The sequence below is a fragment of the Actinotalea ferrariae genome, from assembly GCF_019733465.1.
GTDB lineage: Bacteria > Actinomycetota > Actinomycetes > Actinomycetales > Cellulomonadaceae > Actinotalea > Actinotalea ferrariae_A.
Window position 1 is genome coordinate 1 of sequence record NZ_JACVQL010000002.1, and the last position, 14,813, is coordinate 14,813.

25 protein-coding genes are annotated in these 14,813 nt (G+C 71.5%); 1 reads left to right on the top strand and 24 read right to left on the bottom strand.

What is annotated here, in order from left to right; translation table 11 throughout:
* Positions 1-809, bottom strand: an 809-nt coding sequence (gene truA / locus ICW40_RS00045) for a tRNA pseudouridine(38-40) synthase TruA (protein WP_308121516.1), incomplete at its 3' end; no start/stop codon positions are given.
* An 83-nt stretch (positions 810-892) separates the two neighbouring features.
* On the opposite strand from truA, the gene ICW40_RS00050 reads away from it, so the two are divergent.
* The gene (locus ICW40_RS00050; protein ID WP_221651757.1) at positions 893-1,681 is read left to right on the top strand and encodes an ROK family protein; all 789 of its coding nucleotides are present in this window, start codon (positions 893-895) and stop codon (positions 1,679-1,681) included.
* 86 nt (positions 1,682-1,767) lie between these two features.
* Here ICW40_RS00050 and ICW40_RS00055 read toward each other — a convergent pair whose 3' ends face one another.
* The 23 genes from ICW40_RS00055 to rplP all read right to left on the bottom strand — a co-directional run bounded on the left by ICW40_RS00055 (position 1,768) and on the right by rplP (position 14,813).
* Entirely contained in the window at positions 1,768-2,604 is an 837-nt protein-coding gene (locus ICW40_RS00055; RefSeq protein WP_221651758.1) for an alpha/beta fold hydrolase, read from the bottom strand.
* Positions 2,605-2,696: 92 nt separating this feature from the next.
* Positions 2,697-3,293, bottom strand: coding sequence for a 50S ribosomal protein L17 (gene rplQ, locus ICW40_RS00060; RefSeq protein ID WP_221651759.1), 597 nt, complete (start codon positions 3,291-3,293; stop codon positions 2,697-2,699).
* A 67-nt stretch (positions 3,294-3,360) separates the two neighbouring features.
* Positions 3,361-4,362, bottom strand: a complete 1,002-nt coding sequence (locus ICW40_RS00065; protein ID WP_221651760.1) for a DNA-directed RNA polymerase subunit alpha — start codon at positions 4,360-4,362, stop codon at positions 3,361-3,363.
* Between the two features lie 177 nt (positions 4,363-4,539).
* A complete protein-coding gene (gene rpsK / locus ICW40_RS00070) occupies positions 4,540-4,947 on the bottom strand; it encodes a 30S ribosomal protein S11 (protein ID WP_221651761.1) in 408 nt (135 codons plus the stop codon).
* A 98-nt stretch (positions 4,948-5,045) separates the two neighbouring features.
* Positions 5,046-5,426, bottom strand: coding sequence for a 30S ribosomal protein S13 (gene rpsM, locus ICW40_RS00075; protein ID WP_199422699.1), 381 nt, complete (start codon positions 5,424-5,426; stop codon positions 5,046-5,048).
* A gap of 205 nt (positions 5,427-5,631) precedes the next feature.
* The gene (rpmJ, locus tag ICW40_RS00080) at positions 5,632-5,745 is read right to left on the bottom strand and encodes a 50S ribosomal protein L36 (RefSeq protein WP_009740505.1); all 114 of its coding nucleotides are present in this window, start codon (positions 5,743-5,745) and stop codon (positions 5,632-5,634) included.
* An 88-nt stretch (positions 5,746-5,833) separates the two neighbouring features.
* Positions 5,834-6,055: a translation initiation factor IF-1 gene (gene infA / locus ICW40_RS00085; protein ID WP_012867920.1), complete on the bottom strand. Its 222-nt coding sequence runs from the start codon at positions 6,053-6,055 to the stop codon at positions 5,834-5,836.
* A gap of 285 nt (positions 6,056-6,340) precedes the next feature.
* Positions 6,341-7,162 (bottom strand): type I methionyl aminopeptidase, encoded by an 822-nt coding sequence (gene map, locus ICW40_RS00090; protein WP_221651762.1) that lies wholly within the window; start codon positions 7,160-7,162, stop codon positions 6,341-6,343.
* Positions 7,163-7,172: 10 nt separating this feature from the next.
* Positions 7,173-7,763: an adenylate kinase gene (locus ICW40_RS00095; protein WP_221651763.1), complete on the bottom strand. Its 591-nt coding sequence runs from the start codon at positions 7,761-7,763 to the stop codon at positions 7,173-7,175.
* Positions 7,760-9,055, bottom strand: a complete 1,296-nt coding sequence (gene secY / locus ICW40_RS00100) for a preprotein translocase subunit SecY (protein ID WP_221651764.1) — start codon at positions 9,053-9,055, stop codon at positions 7,760-7,762. Before secY ends, ICW40_RS00095 begins: the two co-directional genes overlap by 4 nt.
* Before the next feature lie 188 nt (positions 9,056-9,243).
* On the bottom strand, positions 9,244-9,936 hold the full coding sequence (rplO, locus tag ICW40_RS00105) for a 50S ribosomal protein L15 (RefSeq protein ID WP_221651765.1): 693 nt from the start codon (positions 9,934-9,936) through the stop codon (positions 9,244-9,246).
* Between the two features lie 2 nt (positions 9,937-9,938).
* Positions 9,939-10,121: a 50S ribosomal protein L30 gene (gene rpmD / locus ICW40_RS00110; RefSeq protein WP_149204222.1), complete on the bottom strand. Its 183-nt coding sequence runs from the start codon at positions 10,119-10,121 to the stop codon at positions 9,939-9,941.
* Positions 10,121-10,756 carry a 30S ribosomal protein S5 gene (gene rpsE, locus ICW40_RS00115; RefSeq protein WP_221651766.1) on the bottom strand — a complete coding sequence of 212 codons (636 nt, stop codon included), beginning with the start codon at positions 10,754-10,756 and terminating at the stop codon, positions 10,121-10,123. The genes rpmD and rpsE overlap by 1 nt, the downstream gene beginning before the upstream one ends.
* Before the next feature lie 43 nt (positions 10,757-10,799).
* Complete coding sequence (gene rplR / locus ICW40_RS00120; RefSeq protein WP_221651789.1) at positions 10,800-11,171, bottom strand: 50S ribosomal protein L18; 372 nt, start codon at positions 11,169-11,171, stop codon at positions 10,800-10,802.
* A 2-nt stretch (positions 11,172-11,173) separates the two neighbouring features.
* Complete coding sequence (gene rplF, locus ICW40_RS00125; RefSeq protein ID WP_221651767.1) at positions 11,174-11,710, bottom strand: 50S ribosomal protein L6; 537 nt, start codon at positions 11,708-11,710, stop codon at positions 11,174-11,176.
* Positions 11,711-11,734: 24 nt separating this feature from the next.
* A complete protein-coding gene (rpsH, locus tag ICW40_RS00130; protein WP_221651768.1) occupies positions 11,735-12,127 on the bottom strand; it encodes a 30S ribosomal protein S8 in 393 nt (130 codons plus the stop codon).
* Between the two features lie 75 nt (positions 12,128-12,202).
* Positions 12,203-12,388: a type Z 30S ribosomal protein S14 gene (locus ICW40_RS00135; protein WP_221651769.1), complete on the bottom strand. Its 186-nt coding sequence runs from the start codon at positions 12,386-12,388 to the stop codon at positions 12,203-12,205.
* A 1-nt stretch (position 12,389) separates the two neighbouring features.
* Positions 12,390-12,974: a 50S ribosomal protein L5 gene (gene rplE, locus ICW40_RS00140; protein ID WP_221651770.1), complete on the bottom strand. Its 585-nt coding sequence runs from the start codon at positions 12,972-12,974 to the stop codon at positions 12,390-12,392.
* A complete protein-coding gene (rplX, locus tag ICW40_RS00145) occupies positions 12,974-13,315 on the bottom strand; it encodes a 50S ribosomal protein L24 (protein ID WP_221651771.1) in 342 nt (113 codons plus the stop codon). Before rplX ends, rplE begins: the two co-directional genes overlap by 1 nt.
* A 2-nt stretch (positions 13,316-13,317) precedes the next feature.
* Complete coding sequence (gene rplN, locus ICW40_RS00150) at positions 13,318-13,686, bottom strand: 50S ribosomal protein L14 (protein WP_182112032.1); 369 nt, start codon at positions 13,684-13,686, stop codon at positions 13,318-13,320.
* A gap of 148 nt (positions 13,687-13,834) precedes the next feature.
* A complete protein-coding gene (rpsQ, locus tag ICW40_RS00155; protein WP_221651772.1) occupies positions 13,835-14,137 on the bottom strand; it encodes a 30S ribosomal protein S17 in 303 nt (100 codons plus the stop codon).
* A 14-nt stretch (positions 14,138-14,151) separates the two neighbouring features.
* On the bottom strand, positions 14,152-14,394 hold the full coding sequence (gene rpmC, locus ICW40_RS00160; protein ID WP_308121518.1) for a 50S ribosomal protein L29: 243 nt from the start codon (positions 14,392-14,394) through the stop codon (positions 14,152-14,154).
* Positions 14,394-14,813, bottom strand: a complete 420-nt coding sequence (rplP, locus tag ICW40_RS00165) for a 50S ribosomal protein L16 (protein WP_221651773.1) — start codon at positions 14,811-14,813, stop codon at positions 14,394-14,396. The genes rpmC and rplP overlap by 1 nt, the downstream gene beginning before the upstream one ends.

Genomic DNA, 14,813 nt, shown 5'->3' on the forward strand with positions numbered 1-14,813 from the left:
GCATCCGGCGGGTAGGCGACCTCCTCGAGGCACAGGCCGCCGGCCGGCGCGACGACGCCCTCCCGTCGGCCGGACGCCAGCAGGGCCGCCGGCCACCCCCGCGGGCGGCGACCCTCGCCCACGGCGGTCAGCGCGCCCACGAGGGCGCGCACCATGCTGTGGCAGAAGGCGTCCGCCTGGACGCCCACGACGACGAGGCCGGCGTCGGCGCCGTCGGCCGGGCGCGTGACCGTGAGCTCCTGCAGCGTGCGGATGGTCGTCGCCCCGGCGCGCGGACGGCAGAACGCCGCGAAGTCGTGCCGGCCGACGAGCGCGCGCGCGGCGTCGTCCATCGCGGGCGCGTCGAGCGGGACGCGGTGCCGGACGACGAGGTGGCGACGCAGCGGGTCGACGCGCGCCGGGTCGTCGGCGATGCGGTACGCGTAGCGCCGGTGCAGCGCAGAGAAGCGCGCGTCGAAGCCCTCGGGCGCAGGCACCGCCCGGTGGACGACGACGTCGGGCGGCAGGACGCCCGCCAGGCGGCGGACGAGCGCGTCGCCGGGCTCGCGGGTCATCCGGCCGCGGACCGCCGACCAGACGCCGGCCTCGACGTCGACGTGGGCGACCTGACCGCGTGCGTGCACCCCGGCGTCCGTGCGCCCCGCGACGGTGAGGCGCGGCTCCGGGCAGCGAAGGACGGTCCCCAGCGCCGCCTCGAGCGTCCCCTGGACCGTGCGGAGCCCGGGTTGCGTGGCCCACCCCGCGAAGTCGGTCCCGTCGTAGGACAGGTCGAGCCGCACGCGCAGCACGTCCGGGGTCGTCGCGGTCACGGCGCCACGGTAGTCGCGCGGCGCCCGCGGTGGCCGCCGGTCGCCGGCGGTCGCCGGCCCGTCGCCGCCGGTACCGTGACGGCGTGAGCGCCGCGTCGACCCAGGGCCCGAGCACGCTCGCGGTCGACTGCGGCGGGGGCGGGATCAAGGCCTCCGTCCTCGACGCGGCGGGGACCATGCACGTGCCGCCGGTCCGCGTGCCCACCCCCTACCCCCTGCCGCCCGAGCGGCTCGTGCGGACGATCGCCGACCTCGCCGCGACCCTCCCCCGCGCCGAGCGCGCCACGGTCGGCATGCCGGGGATGATCCGGCACGGCGTCGTCATCGCGACGCCGCACTACGTGACGCGCTCCGGCCCGCGGAGCCGGGTCGACCCCGAGCTGCTGGCCGCCTGGGCGGGCCGCGACATCGAGGCGGCCCTCGCGGACGCGCTCGGCTACCCGGTGCTCGTGCTCAACGACGCCGAGGTCCACGGCGCCGGCGTGGTGTCGGGAAGCGGCCTCGAGCTGGTCCTCACGCTCGGCACGGGCCTGGGGTCCGCGCTCTACGACGGCGGCACGCTCGCGCCGCACCTCGAGCTCTCGCACGCCCCGGTGCGCTGGGGCGTCACCCACGACGCCTACCTCGGCGAGCACGAGCGCCGCCGGCTCGGCGACGGCGTGTGGTCGCGACGCGTGCGCCGGGCGGTCGACGGCCTGCGTCCGGTGGTGCTGTGGGACCGGCTCTACCTCGGCGGCGGGAACGCGCGCCGCATCCGGCCGGCCGTGCTCGAGCTGCTGGGGGACGACGTCGTCGTCGTGCCGAACTCCGCGGGGATCGTCGGCGGGGTGCGGGCCTGGTCCCTGCGGCCGCCCGGCGCGCCGGCGGGCTGAGCGCCGGGGCCGGGTCCGAGGGCTCACGGCGGAGTCAGCGGGCCCGCGCGGCGTCGGCCCTCGCGTCGACCTCGCTCGCGGCGTCGTCAGCGGGTCCGCGCGGCGTCGACCCTCGCCTCGACCTCGCTCGCGGCGCCGAGGAGCACCCGGTTGAAGGCGACGGGCTGCACGAGGCTCACGAGGTGCGTCGCGCGCGGGATCGTCACGAGGCGCGCCGACGGGCACGCGCGGGCGAACGCGCGCTCCTGGGTCCGGAAGTGGTCCCACCGTCCGTTGACCAGCCACACGGGGCACCGGATGCGACCGAGGTCCTCGAGCGGGCGCAGGGCGCGCACGGCGCCGAGCATGTCCACCATCACGTCGAGCGCGAACCCGCCCTCCGCCAGCGCGGCGCGGGCCTCGGGCGGCAGGGCGCGGTCGACGAGCGTCTGGTTGAGGCGCTCCCCGCGGTCGGGGAGGCGCGCGATGACCTGGGCCGCGCGCCGCCACGCGCCCGTGATCGGCTGGTCCGGGACCGTGCTGCAGCCCGCCGCCACGAGCCCGACCGCGTCGTCGTGCCGCGCCGTCCACGCGATGCCGAGGTACCCGCCGAGTGACAGCCCCACGAGCAGCGCACGACCGCCGAGCGCCTCCACGCCGGCGTCGACGGCCTCCAGGCCCGCCTCGACGGTGAAGGTCTCGCCGCGACGTCGGCCGTGACCCGGCAGGTCGATCGCCAGGGCGCGCCGTCCTGACCGCTCGATCGCCTCGACCTGCGCGCGCCACATCGTCCGGCTGGCGCGGGCACCGTGGAGCAGGAGCACCGGCACGCGCCACGCCTCGTCGGCGTGCCGTGCGACCCCGACGCCGTGCCCGGGCTGCCCCGGCGCGCTGCCCGCGGTCCCGTCGCTGCGCGACCCGCCCCTGCCGTGACCACCGCTCATCCGGTCACCGTACGACGACGGGCCCGGACCGACGTCGTCGGTCCGGGCCCGTGCGTGCTCCTGCGGACCCTCGCGGGCCCCGCTGGGTCGAGTCAGGCCTTGTCGGCGTCCTCGTCCTGCGTCGCGACCTCGGCGGCCTCGTCGGTCGTCTCGACCGGCGTGTCCTGCACCGTCTCCTCGGCGGCCGTGTCGGCTGCCGTGGTGTCCTCGGCCGGCGTGTCCTGGACGGCCTCGTCGGCCGGCTCCTCGACGGGTGCGGCGGCGGCCTTCTTCGGCGCAGCCTTCTTCGTCGCCTTCTCGGCCTCGCGGACCGTGGCCTGCTTGGGGCTCACGGGCTCGAGCACGAGCTCGATGACCGCCATGGGCGCGTTGTCGCCCTTGCGCGCACCGATCTTGGTGATGCGCGTGTAGCCGCCCTGGCGCTCGGCCATCGCCGGCGCGATCTCCGTGAAGAGCTCGTGCACGACGCTCTTGTCACGGACGGTCGCCAGCACGCGGCGACGCGCGTGCAGGTCGCCGCGCTTGGCGAAGGTGATGAGGCGCTCGGCGAGCGGGCGGAGCCGCTTGGCCTTGGCCTCGGTCGTCGTGATCCGGCGGTGCTCGAACAGGCTCGTCGCCAGGTTGGCGAGCATGAGCCGCTCGTGCGCCGGACCGCCGCCGAGCCGCGGACCCTTGGTGGGCGTAGGCATGGTCTGTACTCCTCAGTTCTCGAAGATCACGGGACCGGCCGCGCGTGGCCGCCGGTGCGCCACGGCGTCAGGACAGCTCGTCCTCGGTGAAGTCACCGTCGTAGTAGTCGGCGGTGGAGGGGTCGAAGTCGATCGGGCTGTCCTTGAGCGACAGGCCCAGCCCGGCCAGCTTCTCCTTGACCTCGGTGATCGACTTCGCGCCGAAGTTCCGGATGTCGAGGAGGTCCGCCTCGCTGCGCGCGACGAGCTCGCCCACGGAGTGGATGCCCTCGCGCTTGAGGCAGTTGTAGGAGCGGATCGTGAGCTGCAGCTCCTCGATCGGCAGCGCCAGGTCGGCGGCGAGCGCGGCGTCCGTCGGGGACGGGCCGATCTCGATGCCCTCGGCCTCGACGTTGAGCTCGCGCGCCAGGCCGAAGAGCTCGACGAGCGTCTTGCCCGCGGAGGCGAGCGCGTCGCGCGGCGTGATGGCCGCCTTCGTCTCGACGTCGACGATGAGCTTGTCGAAGTCCGTGCGCTGCTCGACACGCGTCGCCTCAACCTTGTAGGTCACCTTGAGGACCGGCGAGTAGATCGAGTCGACCGGCACGCGGCCGATCTCGGCGTCGTAGGACTTGTTCTGCTGCGCGGAGACGTAGCCGCGGCCACGCTCGACCGTGAGCTCGACCTCGAGCTTGCCCTTGCCGTTGAGCGTCGCGATGTGCAGGTCGGGGTTGTGCACCTCGACCCCGGCCGGCGGCGTGATGTCCGCGGCGGTGACGGTCCCCGGGCCCTGCTTGCGCAGGTACATCACGACGGGCTCGTCGTTCTCCGAGGAGACCACGAGCTCCTTGATGTTGAGGATGATCTCGGTGACGTCCTCCTTGGCCCCGCTGACGGTGCTGAACTCGTGCAGCACGCCGTCGATGCGGATGGACGTCACGGCCGCGCCCGGGATGGACGAGAGCAGGGTGCGACGCAGGGAGTTGCCGAGCGTGTAGCCGAAGCCGGGCTCGAGGGGCTCGATGACGAACCGCGAGCGGTACTCGGAGATGACCTCTTCGGTCAGGGTGGGGCGCTGTGCGATGAGCACGGTGGGATTCCTCTCGGTGTGCGTCCGCCATATGACGCATCACGTGGTGCGCCTGCCGGGTCTCGGTCCACCCGGCAGGGTGGAGCTGGTCGTGCAGCACGGGCGGACCGTGCGGGACGGGCCGGACGTGCCGGTGGGCGGGACCGCGCCGAGCGCGCCCCGCCCACCACGACGACGTCAGACGCGGCGGCGCTTCGGCGGGCGGCAGCCGTTGTGCGCCTGGGGCGTCACGTCCTGGATCGAGCCCACCTCGAGGCCGGTGGCCTGGAGCGAGCGGATCGCCGTCTCACGACCCGAGCCGGGGCCCTTGACGAAGACGTCGACCTTCTTCATGCCGTGCTCCTGCGCGCGCCGGGCCGCGGCCTCGGCGGCGAGCTGGGCGGCGAACGGCGTGGACTTGCGCGAGCCCTTGAAGCCGACCTGGCCGGACGAGGCCCAGGCGACGACGGCACCGGACGGGTCGGTGATCGACACGATGGTGTTGTTGAAGGTGCTCTTGATGTGGGCGACGCCCACGGCGATGTTCTTCTTCTCCTTGCGCCGCGGCTTGCGCGCGGCGCTCGAGGTGCGGGTCTTGGGAGGCATGTCGTTCCTTCTCGAGGTCTGAGGTCGTCGGACCGGGGAGCGCTGTGAGCACCGCGAGCACGCGGCACGGTCACCCGACGCTCACGCCGGACTGCTGGCTACTTGCGCCCGGCCTTCTTCTTGCCGGCCACGGTGCGCTTGGGGCCCTTGCGGGTACGCGCGTTGGTCTTGGTCCGCTGACCGCGCACGGGCAGGCCGCGGCGGTGGCGGATGCCCTCGTAGCTGCCGATCTCGACCTTGCGGCGGATGTCGGCGGCGACCTCGCGGCGGAGGTCACCCTCGAGGCGGTAGTTCCCCTCGAGGTGGTCGCGCAGCGCGACGAGCTCGGCGTCGCCGAGGTCCTTCACGCGCAGGTCGGGGCTGATGCCCGTGGCCGCGAGCGTCTGCTGCGCGCGGGTACGGCCGACGCCGTAGATGTAGGTGAGCGCAACCTCGAGCCGCTTGTCGCGGGGGAGGTCGACGCCGACGAGACGTGCCATCCGGATGACTCCTGTACTGCCTCGGAGGTCCTCCGCACGGTCCTCCCGCTGCTGCGGGCCCCGGCCTCCGACCGGGGGTTGCGCCTGCGGACCGAGGTCCGACGAGGAGCGCTGACCGTGCGCTGGTCCGGTCACCGCTGGTGCGGTGCCGGCGGTCGACTACGTCGACCTGCTGCTCCCGGCCGGTGGCCGGGACGCCGGGGACTCAGCCCTGGCGCTGCTTGTGCCGCAGGTTCTCGCAGATGACCATCACGCGACCGTGCCGGCGGATCACCTTGCACTTGTCGCAGATCTTCTTGACGCTGGGCTTGACCTTCATGCTCGTTCCTCCGCCGCCGCACGCGCGCACACGAGCGGTGCGACGGGCGGCAGTGTCGATCGGGGGTGATCTCTCGATCACCGGCGGACTACTTGTAGCGGTAGACGATCCGGCCGCGGGACAGGTCGTACGGGCTCAGCTCAACGACCACCCGGTCCTCGGGGAGGATCCGGATGTAGTGCTGACGCATCTTGCCCGAGATGTGAGCGAGCACCTTGTGACCGTTGGCCAGCTCCACGCGGAACATCGCGTTCGGCAGGGCCTCGACCACGCTGCCCTCGATCTCGATGACACCGTCCTTCTTTGCCATTTCCTCCGCTAACTCTGTGACGACACGACGTCCCCCTCGCCACGCCCTCGCACCCGGGGACCGGGCACGGTGGGCACCCCCTGCCGCCTGTACCTGCACAGGACGACCGGGCGTCTGCCGAGCTGGGATCGGGACGTGTCCTCCGACGCTGCCGGCTCCTCACGAGGACTCACCGGCGGGACGTCGGGGGTACACGCACCCAACGGGCTATCCTACGCCATCCCGGCGCCATCCGTCACCACGGTGCGGGCCCCCACCAGCACCCCTCGGCCGGAGCCGACGGGCTCAGTCCCAGGGCGCGACCTGCACGCCGAGACGGGCGAGCTGCTCCGCGCCGCCGTCGGCGGCGGTCAGGACCCAGATGCCGTCGGGGCCGATCGCGACGGTGTGCTCCCAGTGCGCGGCACGCGTCCCGTCCTCCGTCACGACGGTCCAGTCGTCCTCGAGGACCTGGGTCGTGCGGGACCCGCGCGTGAGCATCGGCTCGATGGCGACGCACAGGCCGGGTCGCAGCTTCGGGCTCTTGCCGCGCGCGCGGTAGTTGAGCACCTCGGGCGGCTGGTGCATCGCGCTGCCGATCCCGTGGCCGACGTACTCCTGCACGATGCCGTACGTGACGGGCGCGGACGCGACGACGTCCTCGACGGCCTCGCCGACGACGCCCAGCCGCTCCCCCGTCGCGAGCGCCGCGATACCGGCCCACATGGCTCGTTCCGTGGTGTCGCTCAGGGCGACGTCGGCGGGGTCCGCGTCGGGCAGCACGACCGTGAAGGCCGCGTCACCGTGCCAGCCGTCCACGATCGCGCCGCAGTCCACGGAGACGACGTCGCCGGGCTCGAGGACGCGCTCGCCCGGGATCCCGTGCACGATCTCGTCGTTGACCGACACGCAGAGCGTCGCCGGGTAGCCGTGGTACCCGAGGAACGACGGCGTCGCACCGGCGGCCTCGATGACCCGGGCGGCCACCTCGTCGAGGTCCGCCGTGGTCAGCCCCGGGCGGATCGCCTCGCGGACCGCCGCGTGGGCGTCCGCGACGACCAGGCCGGCCCGGCGCATCGCCTGGACCTGCTCGCGGGTCTTGTACTCGATCGCGTCGCGGCCGAACACGGTCCAGGCCTCAGACCGCGCCGGGCACGGACGCGTCGTCCAGGGCCGCCACGAGCCGCTCGGTGACCTCGTCGATCGCGCCGATGCCGTCCACACGGACCAGGAGGCCGCGCTCGGCGTAGGCGGTCGTCAGAGGCGCCGTCTGCTCCGCGTAGATGTCGAGCCGACGGGCGATCGACTCCGGGGTGTCGTCCTCGCGGCCCTCGAGCTCCGCGCGCCTGGCGAGGCGCTCGAGCAGCACGTCGCGGTCGGCGGTGAGCTCGACGACGGCGTCGAGCGCGACACCGCGATCCGCGAGGATCGCGTCGAGCTCGGTCACCTGGGCGGCGTTGCGCGGGTACCCGTCGAGGATGAAGCCGCCCTCGACGTCGCCCTGGGCGAGCCGGTCGCGCACCATGTCGTTGGTGACGGAGTCCGGGACGAGGTCGCCACGCGCGGTGTAGGACTGCGCGAGCACGCCCAGCTCCGTGCCGCCCTTGATGTTCGCCCGGAAGATGTCACCGGTCGAGATCGCGGGCACGCCCAGCCGCTCGGCCAGGCGGGCCGCCTGGGTGCCCTTGCCGGCACCCTGCGGGCCCATGATCACCAGTCGTGCCGTCACCTCAGGAACCCCTCGTAGTGCCGCTGCTGGAGCTGCGACTCGATCTGCTTCACGGTGTCGAGTCCGACACCCACGACGATGAGGATCGACGCGCCGCCGAACGGGATGTTGGTGCCGACGTCGAGCAGGATGAACGCGATGAGCGGGATCATCGCGACGAACGCCAGGTACACCGAGCCGGGCGCGGTGATGCGCGAGATCACGTAGTCGAGGTACTCGGCCGTCGGGCGGCCGGCGCGGATGCCGGGGATGAACCCGCCGTACTTCTTCATGTTGTCCGCGACCTCGTCCGGGTTGAACGTGATCGCCGTGTAGAAGTACGCGAAGAAGATGATGAGCACGACGTACAGCCCGATGTTGAGCGGTGCTGCCGGGTCGGCGACGTTGACGGAGATCCACTGGACCCAGCCGGCCGTCTGGTCGCCGAACTGCGCGACGAGACCGGGGATCGCCAGCAGCGACGACGCGAAGATGACCGGGATGACGCCCGACATGTTGATCTTGATCGGGATGTAGGTGCTCGAGCCGCCGTACATCTTCCGGCCGACCATCCGCTTGGCGTACTGGACCGGGATGCGCCGCTGGGACTGCTCGACGAAGACGACCAGGCCGATCACGAGCACGATGACGCCGAGCACGATGATGAACTTCGTGGCGCCGTTCTCACCGCCGGCGATGGACCACATCGCCGTGGGGAACGTCGCGGCGATCTGGGTGAAGATCAGCAGGGACATGCCGTTGCCGATGCCCCGCTCGGTGATCTGCTCGCCGAGCCACATGATGATCGCCGTGCCCGCGGTCATGGTGATGATCATCAGGATGATCGTCACGATGCCGTCCTCGGGGATCACCGGGACGGTGCAGCCCTGGAACAGCAGCCCGTTGCGCGCGACGGTGATGATCGTCGTCGACTGCAGGATCGCGAGGCCGATGGTCAGGTAGCGCGTGTACTGCGTGAGGCGCGCCGTGCCCGACTGGCCCTCCTGGTGCAGGGCCTCGAAGTGCGGGATCACCACGCGCAGCAGCTGCACGATGATGCTCGCCGTGATGTACGGCATGATCCCGAGCGCGAACACGGCGAGCTGGAGCAGCGCGCCGCCGCTGAAGAGGTTGATGAGGCCGAGCAGGTCGTTGGTGCCCTGCTCCTCGACGCACTGCTGCACGTTGCCGTAGTCGACGCCCGGCGTCGGCAGGAACGAGCCGATCCGGAAGACCGCCATGATCGCGATCGTGAACAGCAGCTTGCGCCGCAGGTCTGGCGTCCGGAACGCCCGGGCGAATGCGCTGAGCACCTGTCCTCCTGCTCCGCCCTCGGGCGGTGTGTCGTGTGCCGGTCACTCCGGCGTGCGGGTCCCCTCGCCCACGGCGAGGGACGTCGCCCGCACAGGGACGGCGATGACCCCTGCGAACCCTAACCGAGGTCCGTCCCCGGACGGCGCAAGGGCCGGGTCGCGATGCGCAACCCGGCCCCTGCCCCTGATCAGTCCTGGGTGATCGTGCCACCGGCGGCGAGGATCTTCTCCGCCGCGGAGGCCGACACCTTCTGCACGGAGACCGTGAGCTTGACGCTCACGTCGCCGTCACCGAGCACCTTGACCGGCGCGCCCTTGCGGACGGCACCCTTGGCCACGAGGTCCTCGACCGTGACGTCGCCACCCTGCGGGTACAGCATGGCGAGCTTGTCCAGGTTGACGACCTGGTACTCCGTGCGGAACGGGTTCTTGAACCCGCGCAGCTTCGGGAGGCGCATGTGCATGGGCATCTGCCCGCCCTCGAAGCTCTCGGGCACCTGGTAGCGGGCCTTCGAGCCCTTGGTGCCGCGGCCCGCCGTCTTGCCCTTGGACGCCTCACCACGACCGACACGGGTCTTCGCGGTGTGGGCGCCCGGGGCCGGACGCAGGTGGTGCACCTTGAGCGTGCCACCGGCACCCTCGGACGCGGCCGACGCCTTCGAGGCCTTCGCAGGCTTCTCGGCGGCAGCAGCCGACGCCTTGGGCGCCTTGGCCTTGGCGGGCTTGTCGGCCGGCTTCTCGGCCGCAGCGGCCGTCTCGGCCTTGGTCGCCTTCTTGGGCTTGGTCTCGGCCGCCGGCTTCTCGGCGGCCGCGGCCTTGGTGGACTTCTTCGCGGGCGCCTCGGCGGCGTCCGTGGTCTTGTCCTTCGCGGTCTCTGCCATGGTCACTCGACCTCCTCGACGGCGACCAGGTGGGTCACCGTGGCGACCATGCCGCGGATCTCAGGACGGTCCTCCTTGACGACGACGTCGCCGATGCGCTTGAGGCCGAGGGTCCGCAGCGTGTCGCGCTGGTTCTGCTTGCCGCCGATGGCGGACTTGGTCTGGGTCACCTTGAGCCGGGCCATCAGGCACCTGCCTTCGCTGCGAGGCCCTTGGCGCGGGCACGGAGCATCGAGGCCGGGGCGACGTGCTCGACCGACATGCCGCGGCGTGCCGCGACGGCCTCCGGCTCCTCGAGCCCGCGCAGCGCCGCCACCGTCGCGTGGACGATGTTGATCGCGTTCGTCGAGCCCATGGACTTCGAGAGCACGTCGTGGATGCCGGCGCACTCGAGCACGGCGCGCACCGGACCACCGGCGATGACACCGGTACCGGGCGACGCGGGACGCAGGAAGACGACACCGGCGGCGGCCTCACCCGTGATCGGGTGCGGGATTGTGCCCTGGATGCGCGGGACGCGGAAGAAGCTCTTCTTCGCCTCCTCGACACCCTTGGCGATCGCCGCGGGCACCTCCTTGGCCTTGCCGTAGCCGACGCCGACGGTGCCGTCGCCGTCGCCCACGACGACGAGCGCCGTGAAGCTGAAGCGACGTCCGCCCTTGACGACCTTGGACACCCGGTTGATGGTGACCACGCGCTCGACGAAGGCGCTCTTCTCGGCGGCGTCTCCGCGACGCCCGCCGTCACGGCGGCCACCGTCGCGGCGGTCACCGCCGGCGCCGCCCTGGGCGCCGGTGTTGCTGCGCTGAGGTGCAGCCATCAGTGGTTCCTCTGCTTCCGTACGGACAGGACTCGGGTCGAGGTCACAGGACCAGCCCGCCCTCGCGGGCGCCGTCGGCGACTGCCGCGACCCGCCCGTGGTACTTGTTGCCGCCGCGGTCGAACACGACGGCCTCGACGCCGGCGGCCTTCGCGCGCTCGGCGATCAGCTCGCCGACGCGGCGGGCCTTGGCGGTCTTGTCACCGTCGAAGCCGCGCAGGTCGGCCTCGAGCGTGGAGGCGGAGGCCAGCGTGCGGCCCGCCGTGTCGTCGACGACCTGGGCCACCATGTGGCGGCTCGAGCGCGAGACGACGAGGCGCGGACGCACCGGGGTGCCGGAGACCTTCTTGCGCAGACGCAGGTGGCGACGCGCACGGGCGACGGACTTGCCCTTGCCACGGATCGTGAGTGCCATCGTCACTTACCAGCCTTTCCGGCCTTGCGGCGGACGACCTCGCCCGCGTAGCGCACGCCCTTGCCCTTGTACGGCTCGGGCTTGCGGATCTTGCGGATGTTCGCGGCGACCTCGCCGACCTGCTGCTTGTCGATCCCGCTCACCGAGAAGCGCGTGGGCGCCTCGACCGCGAACGTGATGCCGGCCGGGGCCGAGACGACGACCGGGTGGCTGAAGCCGAGGGCGAACTCGAGGTCCGAGCCCTTGGCCGTCACGCGGTAACCGGTGCCGACGATCTCGAGGCGCTTGGTGTAGCCCTCGGTCACGCCCACGACCAGGTTGGACAGCAGGGTGCGGGTCAGGCCGTGCAGCGAGCGCGAGGCGCGCTCGTCGTCCGGACGCGTCACCACGAGGGTGCCGTCCTCCTGGACCACGGTGATGGGCGCGGGGATCGTGTGGGTCAGGGTGCCCTTGGGGCCCTTGACCGTCACCTCGGCGCCGCTGATGCTCACGTCCACGCCGGCCGGGACCGGGACGGGGACCTTGCCGATTCGAGACATGGTCTTCTCCTCTCGGTTCTCGGGTTACCAGACGTAGGCGAGGACTTCCCCACCCACGCCCTTCGTGGCGGCCTGCTTGTCGGTGAGCAGGCCGGAGGACGTGGACAGGATCGCCACGCCGAGGCCGCCCAGCACGCGGGGCAGGTTGGTCGACTTCGCGTACACGCGCAGGCCCGGCTTGGACACGCGGCGCACGCCGGCGAGCGACCGCTCGCGGTTGGGGCCGAACTTCAGCTGGATCGTGAGGCTCTTGCCCACGGGGGCGTCCTCCACGGTCCAGCCGGCGATGTAGCCCTCGGCCTTGAGGATGTCCGCGATGTTCCCCTTGAGCTTGCTGTAGGGCATCGTCACGGAGTCGTGGTACGCGGAGTTCGCGTTCCGCAGACGGGTGAGCATGTCTGCGATCGGGTCAGTCATCATCGGGCTGTCGCCCTTCCTCGCCGCGGTATCACGCCGGTGCGGATCTGCACCGACGGACCTACGGCGTCGTCGTTACCAGCTGCTCTTGGTGACACCGGGAAGCTCGCCGCGGTGCGCCATCTGGCGCACGCAGATGCGGCAGAGGCCGAACTTGCGGTACACGGAGTGCGGACGTCCGCACCGCTGGCACCGGCTGTAGGCGCGCACCGCGAACTTCGGCTTGCGCGCCGCCTTCTGGATCAGGGCGGTCTTCGCCATGTCAGTTCTCCTTGAAGGGGAAGCCGAGACGGCGGAGCAGCGAGCGGCCCTCGTCGTCGGTGGTCGCGGTCGTCACGACGGTGATGTCCATGCCGCGCACCCGGTCCGTACGGTCGGGGTCGATCTCGTGGAACATCACCTGCTCGGTCAGGCCGAAGGTGTAGTTGCCGTGCCCGTCGAACTGCTTGGGCGACAGCCCGCGGAAGTCGCGGATGCGCGGCAGCGCGAGCGAGACGAGGCGGTCGGCGAACTCCCACATGCGGTCGCCGCGCAGCGTGACGTGGGCGCCGATCGGCATGCCCTCGCGCAGCTTGAACTGGGCGATCGACTTGCGGGCCTTCGTGACCTGGGGCTTCTGCCCCGTGATCGCGGTGAGGTCCTTGATCGCGCCGTCGATCAGCTTGGAGTCGCGAGCTGCCTCGCCGACGCCCATGTTCACGACGATCTTCACCAGGCGCGCGACCTGGTTGACGTTCTCGTGGGAGAACTCCTCGCGGAGCGCCGGGAGGATCTCCTCGGCGTAGCGGGCCTTGAGGCGCGGGACCTCGCGGGTCTCGACGCCGGCCTCGGTGGTCTGGGTGCTCATCAGATGTCCTTACCGGAGCGCTTGGCCACGCGGACCCGGACGGTGCGGGTGCGACCGTCGCGCTCGATCTCCTCGGTGCGGTACCCGACCCGGGTGCCCTTCTTCGTCTCCGGGTCGACCAGCATGACGTTGCTGACGTGGATCGCGGCCTCGACGGTCTCGATGCCGCCCGTCCGCGCGCCACGGTTCGACTGACCGGCCTTGACGTGCTTGGTGACGCGCTGCACGCCCTCGACGATCAGGCGGTCCGAGTCCTTGACGACCTCGAGGACCCGCCCCTGCTTGCCGCGGTCGCGGCCCGAGATGACGACGACGAGGTCGCCCTTCTTGATCTTGGCCATGGTCAGAGCACCTCCGGCGCCAGCGAGATGATCTTCATGAACTTCTTGTCGCGCAGCTCGCGACCCACCGGGCCGAAGATGCGGGTACCCCGCGGCTCGCCGTCACCCTTGAGGATCACGGCGGCGTTCTCGTCGAACTTGATGTACGACCCGTCCGGACGACGGCGCTCCTTGGTGGTGCGCACGATCACGGCCTTGACGACGTCGCCCTTCTTGACGTTGCCGCCGGGGATGGCGTCCTTGACGGTCGCGACGATGACGTCGCCGATTCCGGCGTAGCGACGGCCAGAGCCGCCGAGAACACGGATGCAGAGGATCTGCTTCGCCCCCGTGTTGTCGGCGACCTTGAGTCGCGACTCCTGCTGGATCATCTTTCCCTACTCCTGTCGTCTGCTGGTTCTCGCTGCGCTGCTCGCAGGCGAGCCTTGCCGAACGGATGTGTGTGGTCGGGCGTCTGGGCGGTGGTCCGGTGGTCGGCGCCCTGTGACCAGGGCGCCGAGCCGTGAGCTACCGGCAGGACTACTTCGCCTTCTCCAGGATCTCCACCACGCGCCACCGCTTGGTGGCAGAGAGCGGGCGGGTCTCCATGATCAGGACCAGGTCGCCCGCGCCGGCCGCATTGGCCTCGTCGTGCGCCTTGACCTTGCTCGTCCGCCGCATGACCTTGCCGTAGAGCGGGTGCTTGACCCGGTCCTCGACCTCGACCACGACGGTCTTGTCCATCTTGTCGCTCACCACGTAGCCACGGCGCGTCTTGCGGTACGGCCGGGCCTCGGTGCTCGTCTCGGCGGTCGCCGCCGCTGCGTTCTCAGTGCTGCTCATGTCAGACCTCTCGCTCACTCAGCGCTGGCGCTGGGTGCGGTACGGATGCCGAGCTCGCGCTCGCGCAGGATCGTGTAGATCCGCGCGATGTCCCGGCGCACGGCCTTCAGCCGACCGTGGCTCTCGAGCTGCCCGGTGGCGGACTGGAAGCGGAGGTTGAACAGCTCCTCCTTGGCCTTCTTCAGCTCGGCGACGAGCGCGTCGTCGTCCATGCCGTCCAGCTCGGTCGGAGCAAGCTCCTTCGACCCGATAGCCATCAGTTGCCACCACCCTCGCGCACCACGAAACGGCACTTCATCGGGAGCTTGTGCATCGCGCGCCGCATCGCCTCACGGGCGAGGGGCTCCGGGACGCCGGCGAGCTCGAAGAGCACGCGGCCCGGCTTGACGTTCGCGATCCACCACTCGGGGGAACCCTTACCGGAACCCATGCGGGTCTCCGCCGGCTTCTTGGTCAGCGGACGGTCGGGGTAGATGTTGATCCAGACCTTGCCGCCACGCTTGATGTGGCGGGTCATGGCGATACGAGCAGCCTCGATCTGCCGGTTCGTGACGTAGGCGGGCTCGAGAGCCTGGATGCCGTACTCGCCGAACGCGATCGCGGTGCCACCCGTGGCCGCGCCGGAGCGCGACGGGTGGTGCTGCTTGCGGTGCTTGAGCCTGCGCGGGATCAGCAT